Source organism: Streptococcus halotolerans, from assembly GCF_001598035.1.
GTDB lineage: Bacteria > Bacillota > Bacilli > Lactobacillales > Streptococcaceae > Streptococcus > Streptococcus halotolerans.
In genome coordinates, this window is the sequence record NZ_CP014835.1 from 585,436 (window position 1) to 602,891 (window position 17,456).

Sequence of the window (17,456 nt, forward strand, 5' to 3'; positions counted from 1 at the left end):
TAAAAAAGCTATGACAAGCATTGTATCATAGCCCTGTTTTTTATAATAATTTTAGAGTATTTAAGATTTGTCGTAACTCTCCTACTGGAACCTGACCAGGCGCAGACGCTTGTTTAGCAGCTCCAAACGTTGCTGACGAACCGAAGACCTCTCCTGATACACGACTCACCATACCCAAAGCACCCATGGACATTGTAATTAAAGGCTGATCGATTTTTTCCTTAGCCTCTCTTGTAGCATCTAATAAAGTAATAACATCCATGTTAGATTGTGGCATAACGGCAATTTTACAAATATCAGCACCTTTATTTGACATTGTAACAAGTCGTTTAATGATTTCTTCTTTTTCAGGTGTCGCATCAAAATCATGGTTACACATAACAATTTTAACACCTTTTTCATGTGCTAGATCGATTAATTGAGAGACATATTTTTCAGGCATAAATAACTCAACGTCCAACAAATCAAGCTGTCCATTAGTTAGAATATCTTGATAAATTGAAACATAAACATCATCTGAAATCTCAAGTTCACCACCTTCTTTAAAAGAGCGGAAGGTTACTAAAAGAGGTTTTTGAATCGCTTCTTTTACCTTTTTGGACAGAATTGCAACGTCATCTTCTTTTGTGACATTTTCATACCAATCAATTCGCCACTCAACAAGATCACAGTCCAATGTTTTTGCTTCTTCAGCAGCTTTTAAAATTTCTTCTTCGGTTTTTCCTACGATAGGAACAATAATTTTCGGACGACCTTGTCCAATCTTGACATTTCCAACAGTGACAACAGACATATTAACCTCCTGAACAATTATTTAGATGCTTTTGTATCAATCGTTTGGTAATAACGAATGAAGACAATGACCGCAATAATAAAACCAATAACTGCAAAAATTGTATCCATTAACATAACGTTTTGAACCGAGATACGACCACCAATAAATGGAATAGCAAACGATGCAATAGAACCAAAAGTGTAAAAAATACTTGTGATTGTCCCTTTACCAGCAGGGAACATCTCTCCCATAACTGTTAATCCTAATTGCATGACGCCACCGGCTGCAAAGAAACCTACAAGAGCTGAACCAACTTGTAAAACTGTTGGGGATGGGAAAAAGGTCATTGTTCCAATCGTCAACATAGACATAAATGTGTACGGTAACACCAAGTTAACTGGTCGAATTTTTAAACCTACAAGAGCTGTGAATGCCACACAGGCTAAGGTACCTGTAGAGTAAGTAGATAATAGCAATGAAGCTGCACTTTCAGACATTTGAGCAGCGTCTACTGCATAAGCTGAAATAAATTGAGAAATAGTATAGAATGTTGCCTGAGAAATGAAACCATAGATAACAAATGCAATGCCTTCTAGCCACATTTTGGGCTGTGATTTAAATATCGTTGATGTTACCACAGCATCTGATTTTCCATTTGAAACGGCTTCTTTGGCATCAGTATCTGGAAAAGGCATTTTCCACATGTATATAGCATTTAAAACCAATAGGGCTGCCGCTATATAAAAAGATAATTGATAATGGCCCATACTTGAAGCAAAAATTAGAATAAATGGGAAAATAAATTGACCAATTTGCACCGCCGCTTTAATTAAAACGGTTGCAGTTCCAGCTTGTTTTGGGAATGATTCCATCAAAGCTGGATAGGTCCCTGAATCAAGGAATGAATTAGCAATTCCAGCAATTACTGTGAGGATCATTGCTACCGTGGTATTTGGAGCATAAATCAAACCTAGGAAATATAAGACATATGAACACATTCCAAGATAAACAAAAGGTTTGCGCCCGAATTTATCCGATAGATATCCCGAAAATACAATGGCCATCAGACGACCGATTCCTAGCATAGAAACAACCGTCATAACCCCTGTAACATTTGTATTCCACTGGAGAGCCAGAGCATCTTTGTTTTGAGAAATAATGATGACACCAATACCATGAACAATATAGTTAATATACAAGCCAAGCGCCGTAGGCAAATAACTTTTTTTCATTCTTTAACCTCTCTTAATCTAAGCCTAGAACTTCTTTGACATGTTCAATCGGCATCTCTTCACCAGTAATCAAATTGAAAGCTTCCGCTCCTTGATAGAGCATCATGCCTAAACCGTTGTATGCCTTTTTAACACCATGTTCACGAACAAACTTTAATAATTTTGTTTCGGCTGGACTATAGACTACATCAAAGACAACTAAATCCTCTCTAATAAATGATGAGTCAGTAATTAAACTTTGGTCTTCCAAAGGATGCATGCCTACTCCAGTTGCTTCAATAAAGACATCACTATCAGCTAATGATTGTTTAAAAGCTGTTTGATTTTCTAATGGTGTCACAGTAGCAACAGTATCTGTATGCTCATTAATTTTTTGAGCGTTAGCTTCTGCAGTGGCGTAATGTTGATCATCAATATTAAAAATTCGGATTTCTTTTGCACCATCTAGAGCAGCTTGAATAGCGATAGCTGTACCTGCTCCTCCAGCACCTGTCAGCGTAACGACCTTATCTTTAATGTCAACTCCTTCTTCACGAAGAGCCCTCATACATCCCGTACCATCCGTAACATGACCTACTAAATGACCATTTTGATTAACAACAGTATTAACCGCACCTGCTAATTTAGCTGCCGGAGATAACTCATCAAGTAACGGAATAATTTTTTGCTTATTAGGCATTGACACATTGGAACCTTGAATATCCAATGCTCGAATACCTTTTACTGCATCTTCTAATTGTTCATTTCCAACTTCAAATGCAAGGTAGGCATAATCCATTTTATTTTTTGCAAATGATTCATTCCACATAGTAGGTGACAAACTGTGACGGATAGGAGTTGCGATAAGACTTACCAAAAGTGTGTGACCATTTAAACGTTCTGCCATGAGATATGTTCCTCTTTTCTTTTTTAATTGCTATTTGATATAGCATGTTGATAGCGATAATTAACGATTGCAATAACAATCAGACCAATAACAGCCAAACATAACTGATAATAAAAGGTCCATTTTATATCTTGTTCAGCCATAATACCGGTTAAATAGGGAGTAACAGCAACAGAAATAGCTGTCGCTAGTGAATAATAACTTGTTCTAATTCCCCTCTTCTCAGGGAAAAGCTCTAACAACAAAGCTAAGCCAATCTGCCAGATGCCACCAGCAGCAAAAAACCCTATAACTAGACTTGCACATATGACAGTCTGATTTACTGGCAATACTAGCATCAATAAAATAGATAAAATTGTCATTCCTAAACAAATAAGAATGAAACGCGTTGCATTGACCCCTTTTGACATTATAAATGAGGTAAAGAATACAGATATGAAAGATGCAGCGCTATACAGACTTACTAACAGTAAGCTTTGCGATTTTGAAACATGCAAGATTTGCTCTGCGAATGTAGGGATCCATAGTACTAAAATATTAAATAACGATACCGATACAAATGAAAAAATCAATAAACAGGAGCCTTCAATAGAAAATTTTGCGCCTGAGTTAGAAACACCACTAGGAACAGAGACCTTTTTTTTGTGTTTATGACTTACTTCGCCCATCGGAAAATTCATTTGATAGACGAGAAAGGCATTGAGTATTAACAGCGATATACTAAACCATAAGATCCAACTAAAATGCCACTTAACATTTAGTGTCCAACTCGTTAAAATTGGAAAGACAAATTGTCCTATTGAAATAAATGCTTTATTCAAAACACTTAAGGAAGTACTGTATTTTTCCTCTGGGTAAGCTTCGATAACAGTTGGATATGTGCTAGTGTCTAAAAAAGCATTGCCAAGACCAGCAGATAAACTAGTAACAAAAGCCAACCTATAATCAGAAACCAATACAAGACCGCTAAAAAATACAATATAGGATAGAATCCCTAAAATAACAGATTTTTTTCGCCCAAAAACGTCCGAAAAGTAACCAGAAAATGGTAGACTGAGAATCCTTCCTATACCAATGGCACTGATAACTAGAGTAACTTGACTAAGTGAAGCGTGCCATCTTTCCTGGTACAAAGTTAAATTTTGTGAAATAGCTATCGCAGCAATCCCTTGAAAAATAAAATTAGTATACAAAGACAGGACAAGCGGCAAATAGGTTTTATTTTTAGTCAATATATTATCACCTCTACTATCGTGATTTATTTCACGTGATTATTATAACAAAGTTCTGCTTTAAAATCTACAATTTTTAAATAAATAATGGATTATTTATTTATTTTTTTTATGATTAATAAATAAAATGTTATAATCTATTTAAATCTTTTATAGAAGGTGATATGATATGATAAAAAGGAGACAAAATGCAGTTAAAACACTTACAACACTTTATTTGTCTTGCCGAAATCGAACACATGACAAAAGCCGCTCAGTTACTAAATACTTCTCAGCCCAATGTCAGTTATTCTATTAACGAATTGGAAAAAGAATTGCAATTGCCTTTATTTGAAAAAAAAGGCAGAAATATCTCATTAACCAAATATGGTAAAATCTATTATCAATTTGCTAAAGAAGCGGTCAAAGCCCTTGAAAATGGTAAGTTCCATCTTGAGCAAGAATTACAACCCGATAGTGGATTCATCCATTTTGGTTTTCTCTATACTTTAGGTGCCAATATCGTTCCCAAATTAACGAAACAATTCTCAAAAAATTATCCCAAAGTTTCCTTTGAGTTTACTCAAAGCAATACAAAGTCTCTATTAGAGAAAGTCACCAACGGCTCTCTAGACTTGGCCTTGTCAGCCTCTTTGGATGAATTCAATGATTTGGAATTCACTCCTTTTTGTTCTGAATCCCTGGTAGCAGTTCTTCCATATGAACACCCACTTGCAGCTCAAGCGACCGTATCACTCAAGGATCTTTCTAATGAAAATTTTGTTTATTTTGATCAACATTCCGGGTTACGACCATTTTTAGATAAATTATGGCAAAAACAAGGACTTACCATCAATCCTGTTATAGAAGTTGAGGAAGATCATACCATGCTAGGATTCGTCGCCAATGGATATGGAGTGGCTATTATACCTGATATCCCATCAATTGCTGCTTACAATGTGCAGAAACGACCAATTTCTGATGACTTTAAAAAAAGACAACTTTATATTGTTACAAAGAAAAACTCATTCTTACCACCAATTATGAAAACATTTATTCAATTCCTTCAAAATCATAAGAGCTAACATGTCATAACAGCATGTTAGCTTTCTTTATATTTAACTTTTTGTTGCTTCTGCTGCTAATTTTCCTGAGGTTAGCGCCCAAGCATTATTAGCTCCCGATGGTGAGTCTGTTCCCATTACACCACCAACAACCTCGCCAGCAGCGTAAAGACCTTTAATGACTTGACCATCCGTATTGATAACAGATAGGCTATCATTGACAACTAAGCCACCCATGGTTGTTGCAAAGCGTGGCTTTTGTTCAACTAAATAGTACGGTCCTGCACCAATTTCTTTTTGTAAAAACTGGTTTTGTCTATTGAAATCGGCATCACTTCCATCTTTAACAAATTGATTATAACGTGCTACAGTGTCTCTTAAACTATTTTCTGGCATACCTGCCAATTTGGCTAACTCGTCAAGAGTATCAGCATGGAAGAAATAAGGTGTCTCGCTGCCATTTTTCTCTAGCCAAGCCTCAATATCAATCTGAGAAATACCACCTTCAGCCACTTCTTCTTTAAAAATATCAAAATGCTCTTGATCCATTAGGATGTACAGCATTTTTGAATCTTGCGCCATTAAAACTTTTAAAATATCATGATTACTTGCCCGCTCATTGACGACACGTTTACCAACTTTATTCACTAACAACGCGTTTTCTCGAAGAACGGCAATATTACCACCGATGGTTGATTTGGCATTACCGGGAGATACTTCGATACCATTTGGGTAGATTTTTCCATAATTCAACATGCGAGTGGCTGCATTAATACCATTGGCTTGAGCCATCAACAAGCCCTCGCCCATTGAAGATTTTGTTCCATAAAAAAGAACATCCTTGAGTTCATCACCCAGCAGAGCTTTGTTATTACCAAATCCGCCTGTTGTTAAAATAACAGCCTTGCTATAAATACGATGTTTTTTTCCATTTTCTTCGATAGCAATTAATCCTTTGACCTGACCATTTTCTGCAAGCAAACGTGTTACTTTAGTTTGAAGGTAAAGTGTCACTGAACTTTCAGCCATTTTTTGTCTAACAGCCCTTGCAAAGCCATGACCTCCATCGGTATAAGCCAACTCTCTATTTTTAGAATACTCAGCAAGAATATGCAATCCTTCCGTCATGTCATATTCGACGCCAACGTATTCGTGTACCCAATCTGTCGTCTGGCCAACATTTTCTGCTAACAAAGCAAGCAATTCTACAACATTTTCGTTATTTCCATTCTTTAGGAAGTCAGCTGCCATCAATAAAGGACTATCATCAGTAACCCCTGCCTGTTTTTGAAGTTTTGATCCCATGACTACTTGGTTACCACCTGAAACTGAAATAGCCCCACCAATATAACTTTGTTTCTCAATAAGAACGACAGATTGTCCCTGTTCCTCTGCTCTTAAAGCCGCAGCAATTCCAGCAGCACCTCCTCCAACAACAACTAAATCAACAATTTCATCAACAACCTCTTTTGATTTTTCAACAAACGGTTTTGGACGAGCCTTTAATATCTCTAAATCTTCTGTACTACCAGCTAGTCTCACAGCATCAGCAATACCATCAATAACTCCTTTTGAAGTTGTAGATGCACCACTGACTGCATCCACATTTAAAGTTTGCGAGCCAATAATTTGTTGTGGCAATTTTTCAAAGACTAAATCTGATAATCCTTCAGATTCTGATGAACTGTCGATGGCAATATTTTCAATCCGATGTTCAGAGAAAGATACAATCATCGGTAAATTATTATTGTGGCCTTTAGCTTCAACTTTGTAATCACCTGGAGTAAAGTTGAGATTTCTAGAAAGAAGAGCTTCTTGTCTTTCCTTGTATTGTAATTCTTTTTGAGAATCTTTAACCAAATTAAAGGTTGTATCCATGAAATCCCAAAGTGGCTTCGGAATATCCAGTTCTTCTCTTTGATTCAAATCAGCAAAATCTGGGATAAGTTCATTAGATAAAACTTTTTCTACCCAGTTTGGTTCTACCAAAAAGCCTTTACCAACAGCCACTAAATCATAACCTAAGGACAAAGCATTCTCAGCATCCTTACCTTGCAGAATACTTCCGACACCCATTACTGGAATCTTAGCCAGCTCTTCTGAACGTTCTTCCAAATACTTACTAATTAACATCTCTGTATCTAGTGTTTCGACTATCGAACCACGAGTATAGATTCCCATTGAAAAATGAACATAGTCAAGTCCTAATAAAGCAACTTCATTCAAAAAAGCCATTGTATCATCAAAGCGTATACCAGGGACTTCAAGTTCTTCTGGTGAAAAACGATATCCTAAGATAAAATCCTTTTTATTTTCTTCTAAAATAACAGCTTTTACAGCAGAAATAACTTCTTTAGCAAAACGCATACGTTTTACGAGACTCCCTCCCCAAGCGTCTTGACGACGATTGGAATGAGGAGAGAAAAATTGCTGCAGTAAATAAGTGTTTGCTCCATGCAATTCAACACCATCAAACCCTGCTTTAATAGCACGACGCGTTGCCTCAGCAAAAGAAGTAATCATAAATTCTATTTCTTCTTCTGTCATCTCAGTAGGTACAGGTGCATTGGGACGTAAAGCTGCAACAGGACTTGGAGCGATAGGATTTTTTCCTCTATTCATATCTGGAAAGGCCATTCGACCTGCGTGGTAGATTTGCACAACTGCTTTAGACCCTGCTGATTTAATGGTAGAAGCCAATTTTGATAGCCCAAAGATCTTATCGTCAGAATCAATGCCTAATGCACCATCAAATCCTCTTCCATCTGCGTGAACGAAGCAACTTTCAACAATAATCATCCCTGCTTGACCAGAACGTTTTTCATAGTATGAGATAAGTTCTTCAGGAACACTTCCATCATAATAAGCTGATTCAGTCGTCATGGGTGACATTGCGATACGGTTTTTTAAGGTAACACCAGATTCTGGTAAGGAAAGTGTTTTATTAATAAGAGACATAGCCAATTCCTTTCTCGATTCGATAAAAAAATTATATTTATAATATGAATTCTATAAACGAATTATATCACTTATTAATTTGTTTGTGAAGTCACAAACTATAAAAGATTGTAAAATTGTTTATGCTTTTAGTCTTATATAGTCGAATGAATTAGCTTTGAGACAAAGAACTGAAATGTGGGAAGCACTTGAGTAGGGCAAGGCGAAAGTGACGATGTCTCAACCTTAATTCAAAAGACTATATAACAGTTGCTCTATAAAAAACAAAAAACCAAGAATTTAGAGAGCGATTCTAACCTTCTTGGTTTTCAAATTATATTTTTTCAAGCTATTTATTAGCTATATTAAAGATTAAATCCTAGCGATTTTACCGGCTCAAAGGAGCGACGATGGATGGGGGTTATTCCTTGTTGTTTCAACCCTTCTATATGGACTTTCGTTCCATAACCAGCATTTTGAGCAAAGCCATAACCTGGATAAATCTTATCAAAATCAGCCATCATTTGGTCCCTAGTCACTTTAGCTACAATGGACGCAGCCGCGATTGATAGTGAATTGGCATCTCCTTTGATGATAGCTTTTTGTGGAATGTCCAGATTCAATGTCATAGCATCAATCAAAAGATAATCCGGTGTTATAACTGTCGACACGTTTGTAACAGCTTCTATCATAGCTAATTTGGTAGCTTCGTAAATATTGACCTGATCGATCATCTCATTATCCATGATACCGATACCAACAGCTAACGCCTTATCCATCACTTCTTGATAAACCGTCTTATGCTTAGCTTTTGGAATTTTTTTTGAATCGTTAAGACCAGTAATTTTTTCATTGCTTGGCAAAATGACACAAGCAGCGACTACAGGACCTGCAAGAGGACCACGACCAACCTCATCAATTCCTGCAATCATGTTGTAACCTTGGTCATATAAAGCTTTCTCATAAGCCAGCATCATTTCTAGTCGAGCATCCTCATCACGTTTTGCTTGAATAGCTTTCTGTCGTTGTTGAACAGCTTGTTGTACACCACGTCTGCTATCTTCTTTAAAAACTTGCCATTGTGGATCATCTAGGCTATCGATTAATGCAAGTTCTTTTTTGATCTCCTTAATCGTGGCCATGATCTTCCTCAATAAGGTCTAGAGTATAGCGACCCAGGCGACCATCGCGAACTTCCTTAACAAAAAGATTGTAAAAACGATCATAATCTTCTCTAAAGCCAAGCTTTTGTGTCATATCCATGATGATTTCAGGAGCTTCCTCGGACAAATCCATAGTCTTAAAACGTTGTTGCAATCGCTCAGGATAATGTTCTTTAAAGAAATTAAGACCAAAAATAGTGACGTCATCCATAGGCAAAAGTTGATCCTTGATAGCGCCAGTTAAGGCTAATTTCAAGCCAACCTGTTCATCTTCAAATTTAGGCCATAAAATTCCTGGGGTATCTAAAATTTCTAATTCTTTATTAGATTTAAGCCACTGCTGACCCTTGGTTACTCCAGGCTTATTTCCGACAACAGCAATTTTCTTACCAGCTAAGCGGTTCATCAGTGTTGATTTTCCAGCATTTGGAATCCCAACAATCATAGTACGCAAGGTTTCTCTTTGAATACCACGCTCACGCAATTTCTCGATTTTATCCGACATCAACGACTTAGCAGCGTCAGTCACCAATTTAACCGCTGCTTGCTCTTTAGAATTGATTGCTACAGTCTTAATACCTTGAGATTCGAAGTGTTTACGCCATTCTTTGGTACGCGTGCTATCAGCTAAGTCAGCCTTGTTCAAAATCAATAATTTAGGTTTATCACCAACGATTTTCGTTAGCATGGGATTTTGACTAGACAAAGGTAGACGAGCATCCACCAAAATCGTTACAAAATCAACGTGTTTAAGGTTTTCCTGCACCTGTCGGCGAGCTTTGGACATATGCCCTGGAAACCATTGAATAGTAGCCATAGAATAAATTTTCCTTTCATATCAAGGGTTTGACGTTAACAAACCAGCCTAAATTTGTCAGGTCACCAAAAAGTCACCAAATTAGCCTATTTTTACCAAACCATCTTATACCCAATACTTTTTTGCTTACCTTCACGTACACATGTTATTTCAAAATCAGTATGATATTTCTTAATATCTTTTAACAATTTTGGTATGATGCTAACATTAATATATCTTGGAAGGTAACTATCTTTTATTCCAATTATACCTCGGAATTCTTATAAATCCAAATTCATTTCTCTAATACAGTAACCCGTGGTGCTAGTTACATTCAAAATATCTCAGATTATAAGCTAATACAATTTGTTCCATCCTCAATTGTAATCCTTGTAAGCCTCTAGCTAGTGTTTGTTCTATCTCAAAAAGGGCACACAGCTCTGAAAATCGTGTCTCAATAGTTCGTCTCATAGCCATCAACTTCCAGTGATTATGTTGCTTAGCGCCTGCCATATTCTGGCGTAGAGGGGTCCAAAGCTGATAACCTTTCTGTTTCATATGCTCTTGAAGATCCCGACTTAAATAACCCAAGTCTGCCAAAATATAAGGCTGCTGACAGTTTTCCAAAAGGTCATTGACAGCTCTAATATCATGAACAGAAGCGGGTGTCACAACATAATTCAAAATATAACCTGATAAAGTAACCAGCATGTGAACTTTAAATCCGTAAAACCATAGATGCTTGGAGGCGTTGTAACCAATGTCTGCTAATCCTTGAAAAATACGAGTTTTGTAGTTACGGACAGGCTGGCAAAGGGGCAACGGAAAGCTATCTATGATGACAATTGTATCGGGAGAAATTTGAGTGTTCAATGCTTGTCGGATGACCTGGACTAACCAAATTAATTGCCGTGACCACCGATTGAAGCGACTTCTTTCCAGCAATCGACCACAAGGAAATAGGTGGCAGATACGATAGAAATGACGTTGCGATTTAATGCCTAATTCCGCTTGTAATAGTAATAAAACTAGTAACGATTCATCAGAAACTTTAGAGAGGTTGACATTGCGACGATGTTTGAAGGATTGAGGACAATAATCATGATAAAGCTTCGAACAAATCTTTGATAATTGTTTCATATTCCATTGTAAGTGATGAGATTTAGCGGTATAATGTAAGTGGCTCATTTGGACTAACCTCCTGTATGTTTTGTCGCTTACAGTATAGTCCTTTTGGGCTTTTTTGTGTATTTTGAAAGTAACTAGCACCACGGGTAACGTTTACTAATGACATCTTAAAAAGATAAACCAAAATCATGTTATCACAATAGTAAGTCCAAAAACAGTTAGCCTTCGTTTCCCTTTTCACTCTTAATCGCCTGAACTCCTAATCCTTCCTCAAATCACTCCCAATAGCAAGAGAATATAATTAAAAACCGAAATAATAACCAGTAACCCGTTATTCATCATGTGAACAAGGATCGAATCACGAATATTTTCTTCGCGGTTAAAAGCAATGAAGAAAACAATCCCTAATGCAAAATACATGATTATTTCTATTGGCATAACAGCATGCAACAAAGCAAAAATCAAGGAACTCACAAGACACTTGGCCCATTTATTATCCTTTTTAAAGAAATAACGGCTAAAAAATCCTCTAAAGGTCACTTCTTCTAAGACTGGTGCAAAAAAGCCAATCATGACATGAAAAGCCACAAAATATAAAGGAAACATATTCTTCAAATCGCTGGCACTAGCCTGCAAAGCAGCGTCATTGGCTGACATAGGATTTCCAGTAATTTTTTGTAATAACAGTGTTCCTAAAATCGCAACCAAACGTGCAGCTAAGAAAAACAATCCCGCTATACCAAAGTCTTTCCAGTCGAATGGTCTACCAGTGATTTTATAATCTTCTTTTTTAAGATACGTTTTCCAAACCTTACGAATAATTAAAAAGGCAAGTATTAAATAAAGAATACCAAAGACCCACTGTAAGGCTATTGGCGTCTTATCTTGATTTCCAATCAAAATCATAGGTGCCAGATTAATCCCTACCACCAAGAGAATCAAACCAACAAATTTAATAATGCGTTTAAATCGAGACATTTTAAAGCTCCTTTTTCTAAATATAGTCAATACCGTCATAAATGATTAAAGCTAATGCACTTATGAAATGGTTTTAACTTGATGACAGTATAACACACAAAATTGTTAAATGATCATCATTTCCTAAACAGTCATCGAAACGTCCTAAACGGTATTTTTTTGTCACAAATTCGTCAACATTTCTATTTATCAAATTGTGGGAAATGAACTTATAGCAAGAAATCCATAAAAACATTCAAAAACGCTCCATCAACTACTTGTTAATGAAGCGTTAGTCAATAGAGCTACACGATAATCCTATTTATCTTAATCAATAGCGACATAGCGCCTTACACCACTGTAACTCATGTAAGAGAGCCATTGATGACCTGCTACATTCACGACTTTATCGTAGTGAACAGAAGATCCTGCTTTATAATAGGCTAATTCTGGATTAGATGGTTTTGGATCTGCTTTAACAAAAGCGCCTTTACTAAAAGTGTAGGTTCCTTGTGCTGGTAGGGTTGTTTTATTAGTATTGGTACCAGTTTTTGGTTGGATGTTACCGTAATCCCCACCTTGAAAACCATAATACTCTTCAAGTGACAATCCTGAATCATGAATTTCCCTTGCTTCTTTACCAACATAGCGAAGATGCCAAGCTTCTTGCATAAAGCCTGTAATAGCTTCTTTACCCGGTTGATAACGTACAACAAAACCGTACTCATGCGCATGATTTTGAACCCATACGCTTGCGGCCTTATCTTCTAGAAGCCGACCACTTTTATCAGTCAAGTCAAATGCCAACCCTGTCTGATGTTCACTATAACCAGGTCTTGCTGAATAGCGATCTGCTGCAGCTTGTCCATCACGGTTAACATAAGATTGGTACAGTCCCGCCTGAGTATTATAACTTCTAAAACCACTGTAACCATACCCAACATTGTACCCTTTGGCAATCATATCATTACGAAGTTTAACAAAAGCTGCTTTAGCGGTTGGATTTTCTCCTGGGTTATACTGGGCAGATAGTGGGTATTTTTTATTAACCACTAACACTTCTTCATATTTACCAGCCACACTATAATACGAACCATTAAAAGTCAATTTTTGTTGCGGAGTGCTAGGAGCTGCTGGTTTTAGGACAGCGTTACTTGGTAGGGTAACCTTGGTAGATAAAATACCTTTTAATTGACCTTGGCCATAGTCATAATAGAGATGCACATGGTAATCACCGGTACTTCTTTTGTGAGTCTTGCTAGCCACTTTGACTTGATAAGTATCATCAACTTGTTTTTGGGCAGTGTACCATACTAAGTCATCTTGACCTCCTTGGTCTGACCAGACGGGTACTTTAATCGCTTTAATAGAAGTTGGTGAAGAGACTTCTGAAACGGTTATTGTGAAACCTTCATTGGAAATATCTTTTATATCTAGTCGACCATAAAGTTTAACACTACTTGTTGGTTTTACTTCTTGAGCTGGTTTGTTTTCTTCTTTAAGATCACTTAGTTTTACTTTACCTAAATCAACATAACGACGTGTCCCACTATAGCTGATATAAGACAACCAGTGATGACCATCATTTTCAAGAGTTCGGTCGTAATTGACCTTGTCGCCTTTACGATAGACAAACTCGGTCCGGGCAGAAAGTTCAGGTTTATTCTTGATAGCACTGTCTTGTGTAAAGGTATATGTTCCAGATTGAGAAATATGCTTAGCCTCTTCTTTAGGAGATGTATTCTTTGTTGGAGCTGGTTTTGGATTAGTTTTTGGTGATTCGGGAGCAGTCTTAACCTTTGAGAGAGCGACATAACGGCGCGTGCCACTGTAACTCACATAAGAAAGCCATTGAAAATTATCAGCAATCAATGTTTTATCATAGTTGATTGACTCCCCCTTGTTAAAGGTGAATTCCGTCTTTGCAGCAGCTTTAGGGGCGTTTTTAACCGCAACTTCTTCTGTAAAACGATAAGTTCCACTTGTAGCAAGTGTTTGAGGAACTTTTTGAGAATCTTGTTCTCTGTTGGAATTAGAGTTAGGAAGAATATCTCTTACTTTTCCAAGAGGCGCATAACGTCTGACTCCACTATAAGAGAGGTAAGTTAGCCAGTGATGACCATCTTTGGTTACTAGATTATCATAGAAAACCTTATCGCCAGCATTGACATAAAATTGGACAGGTGCAGACAGTTTGGCTTCATTGCGAATCTCAGTCCGTTCTGGATAGATATAAGTCCCTTGTTTGGGAAGCTCGGGTGTTTCGTTTTCTTTTATCATCGTTTTTGAAGCGACCAGACTAGTTGAATTTGATACCATCCTTGGAGCCACTTCAGTATTTTCATCTGTATGTTTTGAAAGGACTTCTGAATGTGCTGTTGCTAAACTAGGCTCCTCACTTGTAGCTTCCATTGACATCTCAGAAATATCTTTAGAAGAAAGTGCAGGGACTATCTCTGAACTAGTCATCATTTGTGGCGTCTCAAGAGATTGATCCACAACACTAGAAGACATAAATTCAGGAGATGATGTTATGACACTACTATCTCTTATAAGATGATAGTTATCAGTCGTATCAGAACTCGGCGTAAGCCCTTCATCAGCCGAAACTTGACTAGCACAAACAAAACTCATCCCAAGAAGGATTGATGTTACACCAAAGGAATACTTTCGAATAGAAAACCGTTGTTTTTCGTTTGCAACAAAAGATTGTTTCATAACCTCGCCCTCATTTCTAACCTTTTCATCTTCATTATAGTCTTTAAAATGTCACTTGTCAAACATAATTGTAATCTTTGTAACACAATAGAAATATATATTTTAAAAATGATATTTTGTTTCCCAACTCTTAAACGAAAATTACCCGTTGCTAAATAACATCGCTATCTGAAACAAGAATAAGACACGAACACTTCAAGAGAGGTACCACAATTAGGCAATGCATCTCTGAAAAATGTTACGACTCTCTAGTAAATCTACTATTTCAATATGATATGATTACCATACTTGTCCCGTTTTTGGTTCATTTAACTTAAAAAAGCCACCTCCTTAAGAAGATGACCTGTTGTGTTTTAAATCATTTCGTTAAAATCCCAAACTTCCGTCCAACCTTGGTAAAAATCTGGTTCATGGCAAACCATAAGGATTGAACCTTTATAGGCTTGTAATGCACGGCTAAGTTCTGCTTTTGCATCGGCATCCAGATGGTTAGTTGGCTCATCCAAAATCAGGACGTTGTTTTCACGATTCATCAGAAGACAGAAACGAACTTTTGCCTGCTCTCCACCTGAGAGAACTTGAATTTGACTTTCGATATGTTTTGAGGTCAAACCACATTTTGCCAAAGCTGCGCGAACTTCTGCTTGATTAAGAGCCGGAAAGGCATCCCAAACAGCTTCAAGCGGGGTTTGACGATTACCGCCAACAACCTCTTGTTCAAAATAGCCAATCTCTAGAAAATCACCCGTTTCTACAATCCCTTCAAGAGGCTTAATTTCCCCCAAAAGACTTTTCAGAAGAGTAGTTTTACCAATACCATTAGCACCTGTAATAGCAACCTTTTGATTTCGTTCAAAAGTCAAATTTAAAGGCTTTCTAGTCAAGGGACGATCGTAACCGATAACCAAATCCTTGGTTTGGAAAATAAAACGGCTGGGTGTACGAGATTCCTTAAAATGAAATTCTGGCTTTGGTTTTTCCTTATCAAGCTCAATCAAGTCCATTTTATCTAGCTTCTTCTGACGAGACATCGCCATATTGCGCGTTGCAACACGCGCCTTATTACGTTGCACGAAATCCTGTAAATCAGCAATTTCCTTTTGTTGACGTTCGTAAGCAGCCTCTTTTTGGGCCTTTTTCATTGCATAAACAGCTTGGAATTGCTCATAGTCACCAGAATAACGAACCAAATCTTGATTTTCAACATGATATACGATATTGATCACATCGTTTAGGAATGGAATATCATGAGAAATAAGAACAAAGGCATTTTCATAATTCTGTAAATAACGTTTCAGCCAGTCGATGTGTTCTGCATCCAAATAGTTGGTCGGCTCATCAAGTAGAAGAATATCTGGTTTCTCAAGCAATAATTTTGCCAAGAGAATTTTGGTACGTTGACCACCTGAAAGCTCCGTCACATCAGTATCCATACCAAAATCCATAACACCTAAAGCACGTGCTACTTCATCAATTTTAGCATCCAAGGTATAAAAATCCCGTGACTCCAAACGATCTTGTAATTCACCAACTTCTTCCATAAGGACATCTACATCAGCACCTTCATCAGCCATAGACATATAAATATCGTTGATACGAACTTCTGTTTTAAAAAGGTCATCAAAAGCCGTACGTAAGACATCACGAACAGATTGCCCTGCTTCAAGAACGGTGTGTTGATCCAAATACCCAGCTGTGACATACTTAGACCACTCAATCTTACCTTCATCAGGTTGCAAATGTCCTGTTACAATACTCATGAAGGTTGATTTCCCCTCGCCGTTAGCTCCAACCAGACCAATATGTTCCCCTTTTAAAAGACGAAACGATACATTTTCAAAAATAGCACGGTCACCAAAACCATGACTAAGGTTCTTAACTTCTAAAATACTCATAATAATCCTTTACAATGACAATTCAATCCCTACCATTATAACGTAAATACCACTAAAAAGAAAATGGCCAGATAAAAAATCTAGCTATGCTAACGGATTAGCAAATGCGGATCTGCCATCTTTAAATCTTGTGATACGCACTAACGATGTCGTCTTAACTCCATGCCTTCAAACAGCAAACAATTGGCTTGAAAAGATTTCTCAATAACAATACCTAGACTTTCAATCTGTACAACAGTGTAGTCAACCATTTCAATTTATCCTTTAACAACTTGTCTCTCGGCTTCGAGACTTTGCCTGAGATGGAAAATAATTGAAGTTACCCGTTTCGTTAGTAACCGCATTTCAGCTGTTAAACTACCCTTCACCATGTTTATATTTTTTACCAAAAATGATTGGTACACTGATTGCTTCTGTAATATAGACTGATAGAGAACCACCTGATGGTTCGATAGTCACTGCCTTGGAAATACTAGATCGCTTATCGGTATTTACAAACATTTGCCCAATAGCTTTCATATATTGTCTACTTATACTTAGTAAAATTTTAAAATACCGGTATCATAATATTCTGACAAAAATAGGCTCTCCTTCCCAGCTAAAATCGATTGTACACAGAGACAGGATATCCGCTATTTTTGAATTCAGATGAGTATTAATGGGTAAAAAAGAAACAGCATTAAGGTTACTATCT

At 37.1% G+C, this 17,456-nt stretch carries 13 protein-coding genes; 1 reads left to right on the forward strand and 12 read right to left on the reverse strand.

Annotation, left to right across the window (positions count from 1 at the left end; translation table 11 throughout):
• Window positions 1–40 precede the first annotated feature (40 nt).
• The 4 genes from aroD to A2G56_RS02700 are packed head-to-tail and all read right to left on the reverse strand — an operon-like array spanning window position 41 to window position 4,125.
• Window positions 41–793 (reverse strand): type I 3-dehydroquinate dehydratase, encoded by a 753-nt coding sequence (gene aroD / locus A2G56_RS02685; RefSeq protein WP_062708671.1) that lies wholly within the window; start codon window positions 791–793, stop codon window positions 41–43.
• Between the two features lie 17 nt (window positions 794–810).
• Window positions 811–2,007: an MFS transporter gene (locus tag A2G56_RS02690; RefSeq protein WP_062708674.1), complete on the reverse strand. Its 1,197-nt coding sequence runs from the start codon at window positions 2,005–2,007 to the stop codon at window positions 811–813.
• A 13-nt stretch (window positions 2,008–2,020) separates the two neighbouring features.
• Window positions 2,021–2,893 carry a shikimate dehydrogenase gene (locus tag A2G56_RS02695; protein WP_062708675.1) on the reverse strand — a complete coding sequence of 291 codons (873 nt, stop codon included), beginning with the start codon at window positions 2,891–2,893 and terminating at the stop codon, window positions 2,021–2,023.
• 23 nt (window positions 2,894–2,916) lie between these two features.
• Complete coding sequence (locus tag A2G56_RS02700; RefSeq protein ID WP_062708678.1) at window positions 2,917–4,125, reverse strand: MFS transporter; 1,209 nt, start codon at window positions 4,123–4,125, stop codon at window positions 2,917–2,919.
• 188 nt (window positions 4,126–4,313) lie between these two features.
• Here A2G56_RS02700 and A2G56_RS02705 point away from each other — a divergent pair, with 188 nt between their 5' ends.
• On the forward strand, window positions 4,314–5,189 hold the full coding sequence (locus tag A2G56_RS02705; protein ID WP_062708680.1) for a LysR family transcriptional regulator: 876 nt from the start codon (window positions 4,314–4,316) through the stop codon (window positions 5,187–5,189).
• Window positions 5,190–5,222: 33 nt separating this feature from the next.
• On the opposite strand, the gene A2G56_RS02710 is transcribed toward A2G56_RS02705, so the two are convergent.
• The 8 genes from A2G56_RS02710 to A2G56_RS10565 all read right to left on the reverse strand — a co-directional run bounded on the left by A2G56_RS02710 (window position 5,223) and on the right by A2G56_RS10565 (window position 17,281).
• A complete protein-coding gene (locus A2G56_RS02710; RefSeq protein ID WP_062708683.1) occupies window positions 5,223–8,126 on the reverse strand; it encodes an FAD-dependent oxidoreductase in 2,904 nt (967 codons plus the stop codon).
• 344 nt (window positions 8,127–8,470) lie between these two features.
• On the reverse strand, window positions 8,471–9,250 hold the full coding sequence (locus A2G56_RS02715) for a ribonuclease HII (RefSeq protein ID WP_269465486.1): 780 nt from the start codon (window positions 9,248–9,250) through the stop codon (window positions 8,471–8,473).
• Window positions 9,234–10,085 carry a ribosome biogenesis GTPase YlqF gene (gene ylqF / locus A2G56_RS02720; RefSeq protein WP_062708689.1) on the reverse strand — a complete coding sequence of 284 codons (852 nt, stop codon included), beginning with the start codon at window positions 10,083–10,085 and terminating at the stop codon, window positions 9,234–9,236. The genes A2G56_RS02715 and ylqF overlap by 17 nt, the downstream gene beginning before the upstream one ends.
• 303 nt (window positions 10,086–10,388) lie before the next feature.
• A complete protein-coding gene (locus A2G56_RS02725) occupies window positions 10,389–11,252 on the reverse strand; it encodes an IS982 family transposase (RefSeq protein ID WP_062708692.1) in 864 nt (287 codons plus the stop codon).
• Window positions 11,253–11,462: 210 nt separating this feature from the next.
• On the reverse strand, window positions 11,463–12,170 hold the full coding sequence (locus A2G56_RS02730; protein WP_062708694.1) for a CPBP family intramembrane glutamic endopeptidase: 708 nt from the start codon (window positions 12,168–12,170) through the stop codon (window positions 11,463–11,465).
• A 306-nt stretch (window positions 12,171–12,476) separates the two neighbouring features.
• Window positions 12,477–14,867 carry an LD-carboxypeptidase LdcB/DacB gene (gene ldcB, locus A2G56_RS02735; RefSeq protein WP_062708697.1) on the reverse strand — a complete coding sequence of 797 codons (2,391 nt, stop codon included), beginning with the start codon at window positions 14,865–14,867 and terminating at the stop codon, window positions 12,477–12,479.
• A gap of 353 nt (window positions 14,868–15,220) precedes the next feature.
• Window positions 15,221–16,762: an ABC-F family ATP-binding cassette domain-containing protein gene (locus A2G56_RS02740; protein ID WP_062708700.1), complete on the reverse strand. Its 1,542-nt coding sequence runs from the start codon at window positions 16,760–16,762 to the stop codon at window positions 15,221–15,223.
• 357 nt (window positions 16,763–17,119) lie between these two features.
• On the reverse strand, window positions 17,120–17,281 hold the full coding sequence (locus A2G56_RS10565; RefSeq protein ID WP_157761188.1) for a type I phosphoribosyltransferase: 162 nt from the start codon (window positions 17,279–17,281) through the stop codon (window positions 17,120–17,122).
• Window positions 17,282–17,456: the final 175 nt, after the last annotated feature.